Genomic DNA, 17,025 nt, shown 5'->3' with positions numbered 1-17,025 from the left:
TGACTATAGCTTGAGCTGGCCAATGGCCTTGCTGAGTTCGCCGGCCAGGGTCGCCAGTTCGCTGCTGGTGGTGGCCGAGCCCACCGTCTGCTGCACGGTCTGCTCGGTGACATCGCGGATGCTCACCACGGCGCGGTTCATTTCCTCGGCCACCTGGCTTTGTTGCTCGGCGGCCACGGCGATCTGGGTGTTGCTTTCGCGCATCTGCGCCACTGCGCCGGTAATCTCGGCCAGCGCTTCGCCGGCCTCCTGGGCTTGTCGCACGCAGTCGTCGGCTTTGTAAGAGCTTTCCTGCATGAACTCCACCGCATCGCGGGTGCCCGATTGCAGGGCCGAGACCATGGTGGTGATTTCGTCGGTAGAGGTTTGCACGCGCTTGGCCAGGTTGCGCACCTCATCGGCCACCACGGCAAAGCCGCGCCCCAGGTCGCCAGCACGGGCCGCTTCGATGGCAGCGTTGAGCGCCAGCAGGTTGGTTTGCTCGGCGATGCTGTGGATCACGCTGACCACGCCGTTGATCTTCTGGCTGTCGTCGGCCAGCTGGCGAATCATTTCGGCAGTTTGCTGCACGCCGCTGGAAAGCCCGGAAATCGAGTCCTGTACCCGGCTGACCACCTCTTTGCCGCTGCCGGCCAAGGTGTCGGCGGTTTGCGACAGGTCGCGGGTGGCACCGGCATGCTGGGCGATGTGGTGTACCGTCGCCGACATTTCGTTGATCGCGGTGGCGGCCTGGTCGGTTTCGCTTTGTTGGCCGAGCATGCCGTGGCGCACGTCGCTCATGCTGGCGGCCAGGCGTGCGGCGCCGGAGTCCAGTTGTGCCGCCGTGTGGGCAACAGTGCTGACGACCCGGTGGTAGGTGGCCTGCATGGCATTGAAGGCCCCGGCCATCTGGCCGACCTCGTCGCCGCAGGCCAGCGGCACGCGGGCAGCCAGGTCACCGGTTTTCTCCACATGCAGCATCACGTCTTTCAAGGTGTTGAGCTGGCTGAGCAGGAAGCGGATCAGCAACTGCGAAGCGCCAAGCATGGCCAGCATCAGGATCAGCACGCACACCGCGTAGTTACTGAAGCGGTCGAAGAACACCTGGCGCAGGCTTGGCGACTGGGCCACCACGGCCACGTGCTGGTCACCGTTGCGCAGCACCTGTGCGCCGCGCAGCGGGTTTTCTCCGAGGACCCAGGCGCCTGGCAGTTCGACCCAGCCTTGGGCGTTGCGCAGGGGGTCGAGCGCCTCGCCGGCGAACGTCGGCGTTTGCCCTGCAGGCCAACTGATGACATTGGCAAGGCGGGGCAGTGCTTGCCCAGCCGGCCAGGCGGCTATCAGCTGGGCCTGTGCGGCCGCCTGGGCTTGTGCTACCTCGGCGCGGGCGCGCTGTTCCAGGTGCACGGCGTAGAGCACCAGCAGCAAGGTCGTGACAAAGGCCACCGCGTTGACGGCCCAGAATTTGTACTTCAGGGAAACATTGCTAAGCCAGGCACCCATGGGCAGGTCTTCTCTGAGTTGAGCGGAAACAATATTGGCAAGGTGCCATCATTGTGCCTGTATCTACCCAGCAAGATGTTGATACATATCAACAGCCCGCACGCAGGGCTCAGGGAAGCTGGAAGAATGCCCGCGCCGTTGCGGTGGTGTGGGCAGCCGTATGCTCGGCTGATTCGCCCCGGTGCAAGGCGACCTCACGCAACACCTCTGGCAAAAACGCCGGCTCGTTGCGCCCGTTCTTCGGCTTGGGCCGCAGGCTGCGTGGCAGCAGGTAGGGGGCGTCGCTTTCCAGCATCAGCCGGCCTTCGGCAATGTTGCCTACCAGCGGGTGCAGGTGAGTGCCACGGCGTTCGTCGCAGATCCAGCCGGTAATGCCGATGTGCAGGTCCATGTCCAGGTAGGCGAACAGCGCCTCGCGTTCGCCGGTAAAGCAGTGCACCACCGCGCCGGTCAGGTGGTCGCGGTAATCTTTCAGGATTGCCAGCAAACGCTCGCTGGCATCGCGCTCATGCAGGAACACCGGCAGGCGCAGTTCCGCAGCCAGGGCGAGCTGGGCTTCCAGGGCTTTTTCCTGCAGCGGGCGAGGGGAGAAGTCGCGGTTGAAATCCAGGCCGCATTCTCCCACTGCACGCACGCGCGGCTCATTCAGCAGTTGGCGCAACTGGCGCTCGCTACCGGCATCCCAGGCCTTGGCATCGTGAGGGTGTACGCCTGCCGTGGCGAACAGGTGCGCGCCGCTGTTATCCAGCTGCTGGCACAGCTCCAGTGCCTGCTCGCTGACCGCCAGGCTGGTGCCTGTCAGCACCATTTGCGTTACACCGGCTTCAAGCGCGCGCTCGACAATGGCTGCCTGCTGGTCGTGGAAACTGCTGTTGGTCAGGTTGACGCCGATATCGATCAGTTGCATGGTGCTATCTCGTGCCGCGGGGCGGCCAGCATAGCAAAAACCGCGTTTTTCTGAAAAAACCAAGAACTTCATGCTGTTGCCGTGGTCTTTTACCGTCATTTCTCACTTGGCGGTGCAACCCATGGATGCCGCCCACCGACCACGGACACGTTTTCGCATGCTGCGATGCTGGCTCACCTTCCTGTTCACGCTCGGGCTGACGATTGGGCTGACCCTGCCCGGTGCCGCCCATGCGCGCGCGCCGGGGCCGCAGCAGAATATCCCGCCTGCCAAGGTGCGCGACCTGCAACAGATCCGCTCCAGCCAGGTGCTGCGGGTGTTGGTCAATCAAAGCCGTAACAGCTCCGGTGAGGTCAAAGGCGAGCCGGTCGGCATCGAATACTACCGCCTGCGCGCCCTGGAGCATTACCTCAATGCCCGTGCCGCCGATGGCCAGGAGATTCAACTCAAGCTCATCCCACGCGCCAAGGAACAACTGCTAGGCGCACTGGCCCGCGGCGAGGGTGACCTGGCAGCGCCGGGCGAGCTGCTTGACCCCGGCACCGTGCGCGGTGTCAGCAGCAGTGCGCCGATTCTCGACCAGGTGCCGCTGATGCTGGTGGGGCGCAAGGGCGAGCGAAGCTTCAGCAAGGTCGAACAGCTTTCCGGGCGTACCGTGGCCTTGACCAGTGCCAGTGCCGCCGGGCCGCTGATCCAGCAGGTCAACCAGCAACTGGCCCTGCGCAAACGGCCGCCGATCAAGGTGGAGTGGGTCGACTCAACGCTGGCGGTAGAGGATGTGCTGGAGATGGTGCAGGCGGGCATCTATCACCTGACAGTGGTCGAGCAACCCATTGCCCGGCGCTGGGCGCGGGTGATGCCACGCCTGCGCCTGGACGCCCGGGTGCACCTGGGGGCGCCGCAGGCCATGCGTTGGTATGTAGGGCGCGATGCACCGCAATTGCTGGCCACGGTCGATCGTTTCCTGCAGGGCTACCGTGCACCGGACAACCAGGATGCCGCCTTCGAGCGCATCTACCGCCGCCAGTACCGGGTGCACAACCCGTTGGCCAGCAAGGACCGCCAGCGCCTGGCCTCGGTGCGTGCAGTGCTGCAGAAGCATGGCCAGGCGCAGCAGATCGATTGGCTCAACCTGGCCGCGCTGGCCTTCAAGGAGTCCACCCTCAACCCGGCCGCGCGTGGCACTGGCGGTGCCCACGGCCTGATGCAGATAACGCCTTCGGCGGCCCAGCGGGTAGGGGTGAGCAACACCGCCACGGTAGATGGCAATGTACAAGCCAGTGCCCGTTACCTGGCGCTGATCCGTCGCAAGTTCTTTGCCAGCCCCAAGATCAACGAGCGTGAACGCATGGCCTTTGTGCTGGCGGCCTACAACCTCGGCCCCGAGCGGGTCCAGGCCATGCGTGCCGAGGCCCGGCGGCGTGGCCTCAACGGCAACCAGTGGTTCTTCCAGACCGAGCGCATCGCGATGGAGCAGGTCGGCATGGGGCCGGTCAACTTCGTCAATAGCGTCAACAAGTACTTCCTGGCGTTCAACCGCGAGCGTGCGGTGCTGGAGCGCGTAGCGAAGCGTTGAGAAATCGATTTTATCGATTGTTATGTTGGGTTTTTTGCGATTTTCATATCTATTGAATTGATTATGATAGCGCCCATCCCAACACAACTTCTCCGCTTCAAGGACGCTTCGACATGAACAACACGACCCTCAACGCCCTGTTCTCCACCCGCGCCGGCGCTGGCCTCAGCGTTATCCGCATCCTGGTTGGCATCATCTTCATGGCGCATGGCGCGCAAAAACTGTTCGGCCTGTTTGGCGGTTATGGCCTGGAAGGTACCGGCCAGTGGATGGAAAGCATCGGCCTGGCGCCGGGTTACCTGATGGCCTTGCTGTCCGGCAGTGCCGAATTCTTCGGTGGCCTGGCCCTGGTGATCGGCCTGCTGGCCCGCCCGGCGGCTCTGGCGCTGACCGTGACCCTGGTGGTGGCGATCTTCTCGGTGCATATCGGCAACGGCCTGTTCATGTCCAATAACGGCTATGAGTTCGCCCTGGCCCTGCTGGCGGGCACTGTCGCCGTCATGATCGAAGGCGCTGGCCGCTTCTCGCTGGACCGCCTGATCGCCCGGTAACCCGCTGCAAGCTTTGAGCTACAAGCCGCAAGCAAGAGCGGGCCAATACTCGGCCTGCTTTTGCTTGCGGCTTGTAGCTTGCAACTTGTGGCTCATCGCTCTAGCATACCGCCTGCGCCGATTTAAACAGCTACTTGCGGGGCGCAGGAAAGCCCCCATCCGGGTTATCCGAAATACCGCTAAAGCGCTGGTTCGGTGACGCCTCCCACCGCTGCCCAGCGGGATTCGCGAGGCGGAGAGAAGCTCCATGAGTTGCCCACGTACCAGTGTCTGTTTAAGCCCATTGCCTGCCAACCAGGCGTCCCGCACACCGCGCATTCTGCTCGGCGGCCAGCATCAGCCCACCCTTTTGCGTCACCTCGAAGGCCTGTCCCGGCGCAAGGGCCAGGCACGCGCGTTTCTGATTCAGTTTGCCGAAACCGGCTGCCACCTGGCGCAGTACGGCAATGACCGTTTTGACCTCGCCGTCATCCAGGCTCCGGCGCAGGATGAGGCCGCAGACGTTATTGGCCACCTCACCCGTATCGCGCGCCAAGGCCTGATTACCCGCCGTTAAGGAGTGCGCTGTTGAGCACCAACATCATTACCACGGAAGGCCATGAGGCGCTGAAGAAAGAGCTGGACCACCTGTGGCGGGTATATCGCCCGGAGATCACTCAGAAGGTTGCCTGGGCGGCATCCCTGGGGGATCGCAGCGAAAACGCCGACTACCAGTACAACAAGAAGCTGTTGCGCGAAATCGACCGTCGGGTGCGTTATCTGCGAAAGCGTCTTGAAGATGTGAAGGTGGTGGCTTATTCGCCGCAGCAGGAAGGCAAGGTGTTTTTCGGCGCCTGGGTCGAGATCGAGAATGATGATGGCGAGACCATGAAGTTTCGCATTGTCGGTTATGACGAAATCTACGGGCGCAACGACTACATCTCGATCGATTCGCCCATGGCCCGTGCCTTGTTGAAGAAGGAAGAGGGTGATGAGGTGGTGGTGCATACACCTACCGGTGAAGCGACCTGGTATGTGAGCAGCATCAGCTACGGACAGTGATTATGGTTTGCCTGTACCGGCCTCTTCGCGGGTAAACCCGCGAAGAGGCCAGAACAGGTAACCATCAGCTCTCCCGCAAAACCGCCAACGGGCTGGCATTCAACGCCCGCCGCGTCCCCAGCACCCCTGCACCTCCCACCAGCAGCGCCCCCGCCAGTGGCAACACCAGCAGCCACGGATGCGGGCTCCACTGCAAATCGAAGGCATAGCGATACAGCACCAGGGTAATCAGTTCACAACCCACTGCCGCCAACAGCCCACTGGCCGCACCCAGCAAACCGAACTCGATACGCCGCGCCTTCACCAGCAATGGCCGCGCCGCCCCTAGCGCACGCAGCAAGGCGCCTTGGCGAATGCGTTCGTCCAGCGTTGCCTGCAAGCCGGCGAACAGCACCGCCAGCCCGGCCGCCAGCACGAACAGCAGCACATACTCCACCGCCAGGGTCACCTGGGCGAGGATGCTGCGCAACTGGTCGAGCAAGGCGTCCACCTGCAGGATGGTCACTGCCGGAAATGCCCGCGACAGCGCCACCACATCCAGGTCGTGGCCGGGTGCCAGGTAGAAACTGGTCAGGTAAGTGGTCGGCAACCCCTGCAGCGTGCCGGGCTGGAAGATCATGTAGAAGTTCGGCTGGAAGCTGTCCCAATGCACGCTGCGCAGGCTGCTGACCCGGGCCTGGCGCTGCTGGCCGCCGATGTCGAAGGTCAGCAGGTCGCCCATGTGCAGTTTCAGGCTGGCGGCCAGCTCTGCTTCTACCGAAACGCCGGGTATTTCGCTGTCGGCCGGCAAGGCTTGCCACCAACTGCCAGCAGTGAGTTGATTGCCTTCGGGCAGTTCGGCGGCCCAGGTCAGGCTAAGGTCTCGCTGCACGGCGCGTTCACCCGCCGAGTCTTTGCTGACAACTTGCTGCACCGGCTGCTCGTTGATTTGCACCAGGCGCCCGGGCGTAACCGGGTAAAGCGGCGCCGAGGCTGCATTGACCTGGTGCAGGCGTTGCGCGAACGGTTCGCGGTCATCCGGCAGGATGTTCAGGGCGAAATGGTTGGGCGCATCCTTGGGCAGTTGGGCTTGCCAGGTGTCGAGCAGTTCGGCGCGCAGCAGGGCGACCAGGGCCATGGCCAGCAGGATCAGCCCGAAGGCCAGGGCCTGGCCGGCGGCGGCCGTGGGGTGGCGCAGCAGCTGGCCCAACCCCAGGCGCCAGGTCAGCGGTGCGCCGGCCAGCAACTGGCGCAGGCTGCGCAAACCGAGCAACAGCAGGCCGCCGAGCAACAATGCGGCGACCAGACCGCCACCGAGCAGGGCGAAGGTGAGCAGCAGGTCAAGGCTCAGCCGCCACATGATCAGGCCCAAGGCAAACAGCGCGGCGCCATACACCAGCCAGCTGCTGGGCGGTATCGGCAGCAGGTCGCGGCGCAGCACCCGCAGCGGGGGCACCTGGCCCAGTGCAGCGATCGGCGGCAGGGCGAAACCGGCCAGTGCCACCAGCCCGGTCCCGATGCCGGCCAGGGCGGGAACGATGCCTCCGGCAGGCACCACGCTTGGCAACAGCCCCTGCAGCAGGCGGAACAGGCCCAGCTGGGCCAGCCAGCCGAGCAGGGCACCGGCCAGGGCGGCGACCAGGCCGAGCATGGCCAGTTGCAGGCAATACAGGCCCAGTGCCTGACGGCGCGACAGCCCCAGGCAGCGCAGCAGGGCGCTGGCGTCCAGGCGGCGTGCGGCATAGCGGCTGGCCGACAGGGCCACGGCCACGCCTGCCAGCAGCACCGCCACCAGGCTGGCCATGTTCAGGTAGCGTTCGGCCTTGCCCAGGGCGCCACCGATCTGCTGGTTGCCATCGCGGGTGTCGCGCAGGCGCTGGTTGGCGGCCAGGTCTTTTTCCACGGCCTGGCGGTATTGGGCCAGAGCCTCGGTATCGCCACGCCACAGGTCGCGGTAGGTAACCCGGCTACCCGGCTGAATGACGCCAGTGGCCTCGAGGTCGGCCAGGTTCATCATCACCCGGGGGGTAAGGCTGTAGAAGTTGTTGGCGCGGTCCGGTTCGTAGGTCAGCACGCGGCTCATGCGCAGGGTTTTCATGCCGACGTCGATGCTGTCGCCAATCGCCAGCCCCAAGGCGGCCAGCAGGCGGGGCTCGACCCATGCCTCGCCAGGTGCCGGGCCGCCGCCTGGGGTTTCCTCGGCATAGGGTGCCGCTGCGCTGCGTACTTGCCCACGTAGCGGGTAGGCGCCATCGGCAGCCTTTACACTGGACAGCTGGATGCCGTTGTCGCCGCCCACCACGCTGGTGAACTCGACTACCTGCGCGTGGCGCAGGCCAAGGGCCGTGCCGCTATCGATCTGCTGCTCGCGGGCCGGGGCGCTGCCCTGCAGTACCAGGTCGGCACCCAGGAATTCGCTGGCGCGCAGTTGCATGGCACCGTTTAGTCGGGCGCCGAAATAGCCGATGGCGGTGCTGGCGGCCACTGCCACCAGCAGGGCAAAGAACAACACGCGTACTTCGCTGGCGCGAATGTCGCGCAGCAGCTGGCGCAGGGCCAGGCCGCACAGGCGGGACAACGGCATGTGGGTCATCAGGCCTCCACCGGGGCCACCAGGCGCCCCGCGTCCAGGCGGATCTGGCGGCGGCAGCGCCGGGCCAGGCGTTCGTCATGGGTGACCAGCACCAGGGTGGTACCGCGCTCCTTGTTCAACTCGAACAGTAAGTCGCTGATGCGCTCCCCCGTGTGGCTGTCGAGGTTGCCTGTGGGCTCGTCGGCAAACAGCACCGCCGGTTGTGCCGCGAAGGCGCGGGCGATAGCAACCCGCTGCTGCTCACCGCCCGACAGTTGACGAGGCGTGTGGCTCAGGCGTTTGCCGAGGCCGACCCGTTCCAGCAGGGTGCGCGCATGTTCGCGGGCATCCCGGCGGCCGTCCAGCTCCAATGGCAGCATCACGTTTTCCAGGGCGTTGAGGCTGTCGAGCAGCTGGAACGACTGGAACACGAAGCCCACATGTTCGGCGCGCACGCGGGCGCGCTGGTCTTCATCCAGGGGGCCCAGGTCATGGCCGGCAAGGATGACCTGGCCGGCGCTGGGCTGATCGAGGCCGGCAAGCAAACCGAGCAGGGTCGACTTGCCGGAGCCCGAGGCGCCGACGATGGCCAGGCTGTCGCCTTGGGCCAGGTCGAGGGAGAGTGCGTGAAGGATGGTCAGGTCACCTTCCGCGCTGGGGACCACTTTGCTAAGGTTCTGCGCAACGAGAATGCTGGGGCCCATGGAGAATCCGATGCGAGTGTGGTGGTTGAGTGCCGGTCTGGCCCTGTATTGCCTGGCCCAGAGCGCGGCGGCGGGAACACTGCTGGTTGTTGGCGATAGTATCAGCGCCGGTTTTGGCCTGGATAGCCGCCAGGGTTGGGTCTCTTTGTTGCAGACCCGGCTCAAGGACGAAGGTTTCGACGATAAAGTGGTCAACGCCTCGATAAGCGGTGACACCAGTGCAGGTGGCCAGGCGCGGCTGCCGGCGCTGCTTGCAGCCCATAAACCGAGCCTGGTGGTGCTGGAGCTGGGCGGTAACGATGGCTTGCGTGGGCAGCCGCCTGCGCAATTGCAACAAAATCTTGCCTCGATGATTGAGAGCGCGCGTCAGGCCGGCGCCAAGGTGGTGCTGCTGGGCATGCGCCTGCCGCCCAATTATGGCGTGCGCTATACCACCGCATTCGCCAAGGTGTATGAACAGCTGGCGGCGGATAAACAGGTGCCATTGGTGCCGTTTTTCCTCGAAGGAATAGGGGGCGTGCCTGAGTTGATGCAGGCCGATGGCATCCACCCGGCCCAGGGGGCCCAGCAGCGCTTGCTGGAAAATGCCTGGCCGGCGATAAAACCCTTGCTCTGACGCTTTAAACGGGGCCGGCTTTCGGCTAATGTTGCGCCCCCCGTTTCGAGTGCCCCCGATGCCGCGCCCTGCCTGGTCCCTGTATGCCTACCAACTGATCGAGCCCGATGAGCAGCTCGACCTGTTCGCCTGCCAGGAAATCCGCGTTCACCTGGTGGCTCGCCAGCTTGAGCTGGGCGTGCCGGTAGACCGCACCTTGTGCGGCGGCCTGCTGCCTGCGCAGCCGCGCTGGTCGGCCGTGCCGCGCGCCATCTACCGTGACAGCCGCCTGTGTGACCTGTGCCGTGCCATCCTCGATGCCCAGCGGCGCGGCATGCGCCCGGTCTGGCCAGAGCTGCAGGCCAGCTGAACGGCAAGCACCTTTCATCATCTGAAACGCTTGCATGGGCGCCAATGCCTCCCGCTTGCATCAAGGCGGGTGTACAATCGTTCCTCTTGACCTATCTTTCGAAGGATTTACCGGATGTTGCCGCGCTTTCCTGCCGTCACCCGTAGCCTGTCCCTGGCCGCCCTGCTGGTAGCGGGCCCCGCTGCTGCGCTGGAATTGCCACTGCCACCGCCTGGTGAAGACATCGTCGGCCAGGTGCATACGATCAAGGCCAAGTACGAGGACACGTTCGCCGACATCGGCACCGCCAACGACCTCGGTTATCTGGAAATGATCGCCGCCAACCCGGGCGTCGACCCGTGGCTGCCGGGCGCCGGTACCGAGATCATCCTGCCGACCCGCTACATCCTGCCGCCGGGCCCGCGTGAAGGTATCGTCATCAACCTGGCCGAGTACCGTATGTATTACTTCCCGAAAGGGCAGAACGTAGTGCATACCTTCCCGCTGGGTATTGGCCGTGAGGGGTGGGGTTCGCCGATCGCCAACACCAAGATCACCGCCAAGACGCCGAACCCGACCTGGACGCCACCTGCATCCATCCGTAAAGAACACGCTGCAGACGGCGACATCCTGCCGGCTGTGGTGCCGGCAGGTCCGGATAACCCGCTGGGGCCGTTCAAGTTCACCTTGGGCGTACCGGGCTACCTGATCCATGGGTCGAACAAGAAGTTCGGCATCGGCATGCGTACCAGCCACGGTTGCTTCCGCATGCTCAACAACAACGTGCTGGAACTGTCGAAGATGGTGCCGGTCGGTACGCCGGTACGCATCATCAACGAGCCTTACAAGTTTGGTATCAGTGGCGGCAAGGTCTATCTGGAGGCGCACACGCCGCTGGACGACCAGGGTAACCCGTCGGTGGTCGACAAACACACTGCGGTTATCAACGCCTTGCTCAAGCGGGAAGACCTGGCCAACAACCTGCGCATGAACTGGGACATGGTGCGTGACGTGGTGGCTGCAGAAGATGGCATGCCGGTAGAAATTGCCGTGCCGGTGCAAAACCAGGGCAATGCGCCGATGGTGACGAGCATACCGCCCGAACTGCAGTAAGGTATTCGCGACACACCCGGGCCCGCCTTAGTGCGGGCCTTTTCGTATCTGCGTGACGCGTTTGCCTTGTTTGCAGGCAATAAAAAAGCCGACCCACAAGTGGGTCGGCTCCATAACAATCCGTGAGGATTATTACTTGCGGCTGGCTTTGTCCAGCATACGCAGGGCGCGCTCGTTGGCTTCGTCAGCGGTCTGCTGAGCCTTCTGAGCGGCTGCCAGTGCGTCGTCAGCCTTACGGTAGGCTTCGTCAGCACGAGCTTGAGCGCGAGCTGCTGCGTCTTCAGTCGCAGTCAGACGAGCTTCGGTTTCTTTGGATACGCTGCTGCAACCGGTAGCCAGAACTGCGGCCAGAGCCAGAGCAGAGAATTTCAGAACGTTGTTCATCGTGTTCCCCTTCAAGGACTTTCTATTAAATAGCCATCTCTCAGGAAAAGAGAAACTGGCCGGCGTACATAGTACCCATTACTTGTAGTAAGTAAACTGACTGAGCGCAAGAACTGCAAAAAAAATGTTGCTTGACGCCGTGCCGACAAGATTTGCGACGCGTGTGTGAAAAAAACGTGCAGGGTTCGCAAGCGGTTGTACTACAGGAACTTTTTTGTTGAACTAAGGGTGACTTTAACTGTCCTTCGACGTCTTAAGCCCTACAACATCCGGTGGCTGTTGAACGTGCAGGGAAGAGTCGCTTTCCGGGCATTTTCGCCATTTTTAGCCGCTACCACCTTGAGCAATCCCGTTTGCGGCGCCTACTATCTTGTGAGTGCCAGAGGATCCGAACGATTGCAATCGTCCAGAGGTCGAAGGGGCAACAGGTGGCATAGAGGATTCTGTGCCGGATAAACCACCATCGGTGAAGGTATGGGTCTGCCGAGAAGACCTGCGAGGAGTAGTGATGAGCGAAGCGCTGACCATCCACCATGACCAGGCCGGTCATCAGTTCGAGACCAACGTGGACGGTCATCGTGCCTATCTGACGTACATGGATCTGGGCAAGCAGACGCTGGACATCTATCGCACCTTCGTGCCGAACGCCTTGCGGGGCCGCGGGATTGCCGCCGCGCTGACCGAGCAGGCCTTGGCGTACGCCGAGCAGATGGGCTACACGGTCATTCCGTCCTGCTCGTACGTGGAACGCTACATGGAGCGCCAGCAGCGGCATTCCAGCAAGGCCTGAGCTGCCGAAAGGCATCAGATACAAAAACGCCGGGCAATGCCCGGCGTTTTGTTTATTGCAATGCTCAGCCGCGCTTACGCTGCGGTAGCACATCCTTCAGCTTGGTACGCATGCTGCGCAGGGTTTTCTCGGTAGCCGACCAGTCGATGCAGGCATCGGTGATCGATACACCATACTGCAGTTCGTCCAGGTTTTTCGGGATCGACTGGCAGCCCCAGTTCAGGTGGCTCTCGACCATCAGGCCGATGATCGACTGGTTGCCTTCGAGGATCTGGTTGGCAACGTTCTCCATCACCAGCGGTTGCAGGGCCGGGTCCTTGTTGGAGTTGGCGTGGCTGCAATCGACCATGATGTTGGCCTTGATCCTGGCTTTGGCGAGGTCCTGCTCGCACAGGGCGACGCTGACCGAGTCGTAGTTCGGCTTGCCGTTGCCGCCGCGCAGTACCACGTGGCCGTAAGGGTTGCCCTTGGTGGTGACGATCGACACGCCGCCTTCCTGGTTGATGCCAAGGAAGCGGTGTGGCTTGGACACCGACTGCAAGGCGTTGATGGCAACGGTCAGGCCGCCGTCGGTGCCGTTCTTGAAGCCGACCGCTGAAGACAGGCCCGAGGCCATCTCGCGGTGGGTTTGCGATTCGGTGGTGCGGGCGCCGATGGCCGACCAGCTGATCAGGTCTTGCAGGTATTGCGGCGAAATCGGGTCGAGCGCCTCGGTGGCGGTCGGCAGGCCCATCTCGGCCAGGTCCAGCAGCAGCTGACGGCCAATGTGCAGGCCGTCCTGGATCTTGAACGAGTCATCCAGGTACGGGTCGTTGATCAGGCCTTTCCAGCCCACGGTGGTGCGTGGCTTTTCGAAGTACACGCGCATGACCAGGTACAGCGTATCGGACACTTCTTCGGCCAGCACTTTCAGGCGCTCGGCGTATTCGTGGGCGGCCTTGATGTCGTGGATGGAGCAAGGGCCGACCACGACGAACAGGCGATGGTCCTTGCCGTCGAGAATATTGCGCACCACTTCACGGCCGGCAGTTACGGTCTGCAGGGCCTTGGCGCTGAGGGGGATTTCCTTCTTGAGCTGATCGGGGGTGATCAGGGTCTCGTTGGAGGCAACGTTCAAGTCATCGATCGGTAAATCAGCCATCGTGTTACTCGTCAGGTCACGGGTGCCGGCCGCCAGCTATCCCCGTGCGGCCCAGCAGCAAGAATATTCGCAGCGGGGAGCCGAACCTTAGCGCGTTACAGGTGGCGCGACAATGGGCTTGGCCCAGTCATTGTGGGGTTTTTCCCTGATCGAGTGCGTTGAGCGCGAATGGGCTGCCCAGCGCTGCGTAACCTGTGTAAAAAGAGGGCTGACTTTATACTCGGAGATCGGCATGCATCCGCACACCCCTCGCATCGGAATCATCGGCAGTGGCGCCATCGGCGGCTTCTATGGGTTGATGCTGGCCCGGGCCGGTTTCGATGTGCATTTCCTGTTGCGCAGCGAGTACCAGGCCGTCAGTGAGCAAGGGCTGACCCTGGACAGTGACGTGCATGGTGCGTTGCAGATGCAGGTACAAGCCTATGCCAGTGCCGCCGACATGCCGCCTTGCGACTGGTTGCTGATCGGTGCCAAGGCCACCAGCAATGATCAGCTGGCACCGCTGATCGTGCAGGCCGCCGCACCCGGCGCCAAGGTTGTACTGCTGCAGAACGGTCTGGGCGTGGAGGAGCAATTGCGCCCGGCCTTGCGTAGCGACATGCATCTGCTGGGCGGTCTGTGCTTTATCTGTGTCAACCGTCATGCGCCAGGCGTGATTCGCCATCAGGCACTCGGGGCTGTCAACCTGGGTTACCACAGTGGGCCGGCAAGTGATGGCGGTGCCGCGCTGGTCGGTGAGGGGGTGGCGTTGTTCAAGCGCGCGGGCATCGATTCGCAGGCCATGCCAAATCTCGACTCGGCGCGCTGGCAGAAGCTGGTGTGGAACGTGCCCTACAATGGCCTGTCGGTGCTGCTGGGGGCCAGCACCACGCCGCTGATGGCAGACAGTCGCAGCCGTGATCTCATCCAGGCATTGATGGCCGAGGTGGTGCAGGGCGCCGCAGCCTGTGGCCACGTGTTGCCCGAGGGCTATGCCGAGCACTTGTTCCAGGTAACCGAGCGCATGCCCGACTACTGGCCAAGCATGTATCACGACCATGCGTTCAAACGCCCACTGGAATTGCAGGCCATCTATGCCGAGCCGCTGGCCCGTGCGCGTGCGGCAGGCTGCTGCTTGCCGCGTATGGAAATGCTCTATCAGGCGCTGAGCTTCCTCGACAGCAACCACCGGCCTCACTGAGGGCGGCACTGACCTCGGCTGGGCGCTTCAGCCCGCGCCAGTAGCGCGCCGGACGGCAAAGCGTGCATCCGGCGCGCTGCTAAGCTGAAGCTTGCTCTGCCGCTGCGGCAGTCGAGGAGGTCGAATGATCCGCTCCATGCTGTACGCCACCGACCTCGGTGTCTACGCACCTTTTGTGATGCAACACGCGCTGGCCCTGGCGCGTACGTTCAATGCCGAGTTGTATGTGATCCATGCAGTGGAACCCATGGGGCAGTTCGCCGAATCCCTCCTGCAAAGCTACCTTGATGAGCAGACGCTCGACCAGTTGCACAGCCAGGGCGTGAACACGGTGATGGCCAACATCGAGCAGCGCGTGCTGGAAAACTTTCGTGACGAGCTGGGCGAGGAGGCCGACCTCGCGGTGATCAAGGCGGTGCGGGTGCGCCAGGGTGACCCCGCACAGGTAATCCTTGACCAGGCACAACGGCTGAGTGTCGACCTGCTGATTTTCGGCAGCCACAGCGCCGGAGCGGGCGTGGATGTACCCCTGGGGCGCACGGCGGTACGGCTGCTGCAGCTGTCACCGGTGCCGGTGTACATGGTGCCGTTGGCACAGCACTTGGGGCGTAGGAAAGCATGAAGATGGCTGTAGGCTATTTCCGGGGGCATGTAACAAAATAGTTCTAGATTTATTTCCAGAACCACTAATATAGTTATATATCGTCGCTGCCTGCTGCCGCGGACTCATCGCTGAACCGAGGGGAACCTATGAAGCTTCAACAACTGCGCTACATCTGGGAAGTGGCGCACCATGACCTCAACGTCTCCGCGACGGCGCAGAGCCTGTATACCTCCCAGCCAGGTATCAGCAAGCAGATCCGCCTGCTCGAAGACGAACTGGGTGTTGAAGTCTTTGCGCGTAGCGGCAAGCACCTGACCCGCGTCACGCCGGCCGGTGAGCGCATCATCAATACCGCTGGCGAAATCCTGCGCAAGGTCGAAAGCATCAAGCAGATTGCCCAGGAGTTCTCCAACGAGAAGAAGGGCACGCTGTCCATCGCCACCACCCACACCCAGGCGCGCTATGCCTTGCCGCCGGTGATCAGCAGCTTCATCAAGCAGTACCCGGAAGTGTCCCTGCACATGCACCAGGGTTCGCCCATGCAGATCGCCGAGATGGCAGCAGACGGCACGGTAGACTTCGCCATCGCCACCGAGGCCCTGGAGCTGTTCGGCGACCTGATCATGATGCCGTGCTACAAGTGGAACCGTTGCGTGGTGGTGCCGCAGGGTCACCCGCTGGCCAAGCTGCCGAAACTCACTCTGGAAGCGGTTGCCGAATACCCGATCGTTACCTATGTGTTCGGTTTTACCGGGCGCTCGAAGCTGGACGAAGCGTTCAACCACCGCGGCCTCACGCCGAAAGTGGTGTTCACCGCGGCCGACGCCGACGTTATCAAGACCTATGTGCGCCTGGGGCTGGGCGTGGGTATCGTCGCGGGCATGGCTGTGGATGCCAAGCTCGACAGTGACCTGGTGGCGCTGGATGCCAGCGAGCTGTTCGAGGCCAGTATCACCAAGATCGGCTTCCGCCGTGGCACATTCCTGCGTGGCTTCATGTGCGACTTCATCGAGAAGTTCGCCCCGCACCTGACCCGCGAAGTGATGGCCAAGGCCATTCAGTGCCATAACAAGCAAGAGCTTGAAGATCTGTTTGCAGGCGTTGAACTGCCGGTGCACTGATCCAATAATGCTGGGGCCGCTTTGCGGCCCATCGCAGGCAAGCCAGCTCCCACAGGTTTACCGTTGCCTCAAGGCTTGTGATCTTCCTGTGGGAGCTGGCTTGCCGGCGATGGGGCGCGAAGCGGCCCCAACAATTTCAAGCCTTGCTGATCAGGTTGCCCGCGTGCAACCCGCATTCCTTCTGTGTCGACTCTTCCCACCACCAGCGCCCCTCGCGCTCATGCTGGTTCGGCAGCACCGGCCGGGTGCAAGGCTCGCAGCCAATGCTGATGAAGCCGCGTTCATGCAGGCTGTTGTACGGCAGCTCAAGCATGCGGATATAACCCCACACTTCCTCGCTGCTCATCTGCGCCAGCGGGTTGAACTTGTACAGCGTGCGCTCGGGTGTGGAGAAGGCGCTGTCGATTTCCAGTGCCGCGACCTGGCTGCGGGTGCCCGGGCTCTGGTCGCGGCGCTGGCCGGTGGCCCAGGCGCTCACGGTGGCCAGCTTGCGGCGCAGCGGTTCGATCTTGCGGATGCCGCAGCACTCGCCGTGGCCGTCCTTGTAGAAGCTGAACAGGCCCTTTTCTTTCACGAACGGGTCAAGCTTGTCGCGGTCCGGGCTGAGGATTTCGATTGGCAGGTTGTACTGCTCGCGCACCTGGTCGATGAACCGGTAGGTCTCCGGATGCAGTCGGCCGGTGTCGAGGCTGAACACCTTGACCTGCTTGTTCAGCTTCCAGGCCATGTCGACCAGCACCACGTCCTCGGCGCCGCTGAAAGAGATCCACAGGTCATCACCAAAGTGCTCGAAGGCAAGCTTGAGGATGTCCTGCGGGGACTTGTTGGCATAGGTCGCGGCCAGGGCGGCGACGTCGAAGGGTTGGCTCATCAGGCGGTTTCCATCTTGGCTGTGGCGCTGTGCGCTCGTAGTAAGGTGATGGTAACAAAAAAACG

General features: G+C 62.9%; 18 protein-coding genes. 11 read left to right on the top strand and 7 right to left on the bottom strand.

The annotated features are described in order from the left end of the window. Nucleotides 1-3 precede the first annotated feature (3 nt). Together N436_RS16050 and N436_RS16045 are read right to left on the bottom strand one after the other, a co-directional pair. Nucleotides 4-1,482: a methyl-accepting chemotaxis protein gene (locus N436_RS16050; RefSeq protein WP_110741536.1), complete on the bottom strand. Its 1,479-nt coding sequence runs from the start codon at nt 1,480-1,482 to the stop codon at nt 4-6. Between the two features lie 109 nt (nt 1,483-1,591). Beyond that, nucleotides 1,592-2,389, bottom strand: a complete 798-nt coding sequence (locus N436_RS16045; protein ID WP_105947912.1) for a TatD family hydrolase — start codon at nt 2,387-2,389, stop codon at nt 1,592-1,594. A gap of 157 nt (nt 2,390-2,546) precedes the next feature. Here N436_RS16045 and N436_RS16040 point away from each other — a divergent pair, with 157 nt between their 5' ends. The 4 genes from N436_RS16040 (at nt 2,547) to greB (ending at nt 5,557) form a co-directional block, all read left to right on the top strand. Further along, nucleotides 2,547-3,965, top strand: coding sequence for a transglycosylase SLT domain-containing protein (locus N436_RS16040; RefSeq protein ID WP_110741535.1), 1,419 nt, complete (start codon nt 2,547-2,549; stop codon nt 3,963-3,965). A gap of 113 nt (nt 3,966-4,078) precedes the next feature. Continuing rightward, on the top strand, nt 4,079-4,516 hold the full coding sequence (locus tag N436_RS16035; RefSeq protein WP_019097176.1) for a DoxX family protein: 438 nt from the start codon (nt 4,079-4,081) through the stop codon (nt 4,514-4,516). A 247-nt stretch (nt 4,517-4,763) separates the two neighbouring features. Continuing rightward, nucleotides 4,764-5,072 (top strand): hypothetical protein, encoded by a 309-nt coding sequence (locus tag N436_RS16030; RefSeq protein ID WP_105947914.1) that lies wholly within the window; start codon nt 4,764-4,766, stop codon nt 5,070-5,072. Between the two features lie 11 nt (nt 5,073-5,083). Beyond that, a complete protein-coding gene (greB, locus tag N436_RS16025) occupies nt 5,084-5,557 on the top strand; it encodes a transcription elongation factor GreB (RefSeq protein ID WP_110741534.1) in 474 nt (157 codons plus the stop codon). A 64-nt stretch (nt 5,558-5,621) separates the two neighbouring features. On the opposite strand, the gene N436_RS16020 is transcribed toward greB, so the two are convergent. Together N436_RS16020 and N436_RS16015 are read right to left on the bottom strand one after the other, a co-directional pair. After that, nucleotides 5,622-8,129, bottom strand: a complete 2,508-nt coding sequence (locus N436_RS16020; protein WP_110741533.1) for an ABC transporter permease — start codon at nt 8,127-8,129, stop codon at nt 5,622-5,624. Then, the gene (locus N436_RS16015) at nt 8,129-8,812 is read right to left on the bottom strand and encodes an ABC transporter ATP-binding protein (RefSeq protein ID WP_105947916.1); all 684 of its coding nucleotides are present in this window, start codon (nt 8,810-8,812) and stop codon (nt 8,129-8,131) included. The genes N436_RS16020 and N436_RS16015 overlap by 1 nt, the downstream gene beginning before the upstream one ends. 10 nt (nt 8,813-8,822) lie before the next feature. On the opposite strand from N436_RS16015, the gene N436_RS16010 reads away from it, so the two are divergent. From N436_RS16010 to N436_RS16000, 3 genes are all read left to right on the top strand, one after another. Further along, a complete protein-coding gene (locus N436_RS16010; RefSeq protein WP_060498368.1) occupies nt 8,823-9,428 on the top strand; it encodes an arylesterase in 606 nt (201 codons plus the stop codon). A 58-nt stretch (nt 9,429-9,486) separates the two neighbouring features. Continuing rightward, nucleotides 9,487-9,777: a hypothetical protein gene (locus N436_RS16005; protein WP_016714754.1), complete on the top strand. Its 291-nt coding sequence runs from the start codon at nt 9,487-9,489 to the stop codon at nt 9,775-9,777. A 114-nt stretch (nt 9,778-9,891) separates the two neighbouring features. Beyond that, the gene (locus N436_RS16000; RefSeq protein WP_105947917.1) at nt 9,892-10,869 is read left to right on the top strand and encodes a L,D-transpeptidase family protein; all 978 of its coding nucleotides are present in this window, start codon (nt 9,892-9,894) and stop codon (nt 10,867-10,869) included. A 132-nt stretch (nt 10,870-11,001) separates the two neighbouring features. Here N436_RS16000 and oprI read toward each other — a convergent pair whose 3' ends face one another. Then, nucleotides 11,002-11,253: an outer membrane lipoprotei OprI gene (gene oprI, locus N436_RS15995; protein WP_003259780.1), complete on the bottom strand. Its 252-nt coding sequence runs from the start codon at nt 11,251-11,253 to the stop codon at nt 11,002-11,004. 508 nt (nt 11,254-11,761) lie between these two features. Between oprI and N436_RS15990 the strand changes: the two genes are divergently transcribed. Next, nucleotides 11,762-12,043 (top strand): GNAT family N-acetyltransferase, encoded by a 282-nt coding sequence (locus N436_RS15990; protein ID WP_016714752.1) that lies wholly within the window; start codon nt 11,762-11,764, stop codon nt 12,041-12,043. A 64-nt stretch (nt 12,044-12,107) separates the two neighbouring features. On the opposite strand, the gene N436_RS15985 is transcribed toward N436_RS15990, so the two are convergent. After that, nucleotides 12,108-13,184 (bottom strand): 3-deoxy-7-phosphoheptulonate synthase, encoded by a 1,077-nt coding sequence (locus N436_RS15985; RefSeq protein WP_110741532.1) that lies wholly within the window; start codon nt 13,182-13,184, stop codon nt 12,108-12,110. 232 nt (nt 13,185-13,416) lie between these two features. Here N436_RS15985 and N436_RS15980 point away from each other — a divergent pair, with 232 nt between their 5' ends. From N436_RS15980 to cysB, 3 genes are all read left to right on the top strand, one after another. Further along, nucleotides 13,417-14,364, top strand: coding sequence for a putative 2-dehydropantoate 2-reductase (locus N436_RS15980; RefSeq protein WP_110741531.1), 948 nt, complete (start codon nt 13,417-13,419; stop codon nt 14,362-14,364). Nucleotides 14,365-14,488: 124 nt separating this feature from the next. After that, nucleotides 14,489-14,986, top strand: a complete 498-nt coding sequence (locus N436_RS15975) for a universal stress protein (RefSeq protein ID WP_016714749.1) — start codon at nt 14,489-14,491, stop codon at nt 14,984-14,986. Between the two features lie 128 nt (nt 14,987-15,114). Continuing rightward, nucleotides 15,115-16,089: an HTH-type transcriptional regulator CysB gene (gene cysB / locus N436_RS15970; protein WP_105947919.1), complete on the top strand. Its 975-nt coding sequence runs from the start codon at nt 15,115-15,117 to the stop codon at nt 16,087-16,089. 136 nt (nt 16,090-16,225) lie between these two features. Here cysB and N436_RS15965 read toward each other — a convergent pair whose 3' ends face one another. Next, nucleotides 16,226-16,960: a phosphoadenylyl-sulfate reductase gene (locus tag N436_RS15965; protein ID WP_110741530.1), complete on the bottom strand. Its 735-nt coding sequence runs from the start codon at nt 16,958-16,960 to the stop codon at nt 16,226-16,228. Nucleotides 16,961-17,025: the final 65 nt, after the last annotated feature.

It is taken from the genome of Pseudomonas sp. RV120224-01b (genome assembly GCF_003208145.1).
Taxonomy (GTDB): domain Bacteria; phylum Pseudomonadota; class Gammaproteobacteria; order Pseudomonadales; family Pseudomonadaceae; genus Aquipseudomonas; species Aquipseudomonas monteilii.
This window is presented reverse-complemented; position numbering and strand designations above follow the sequence as displayed.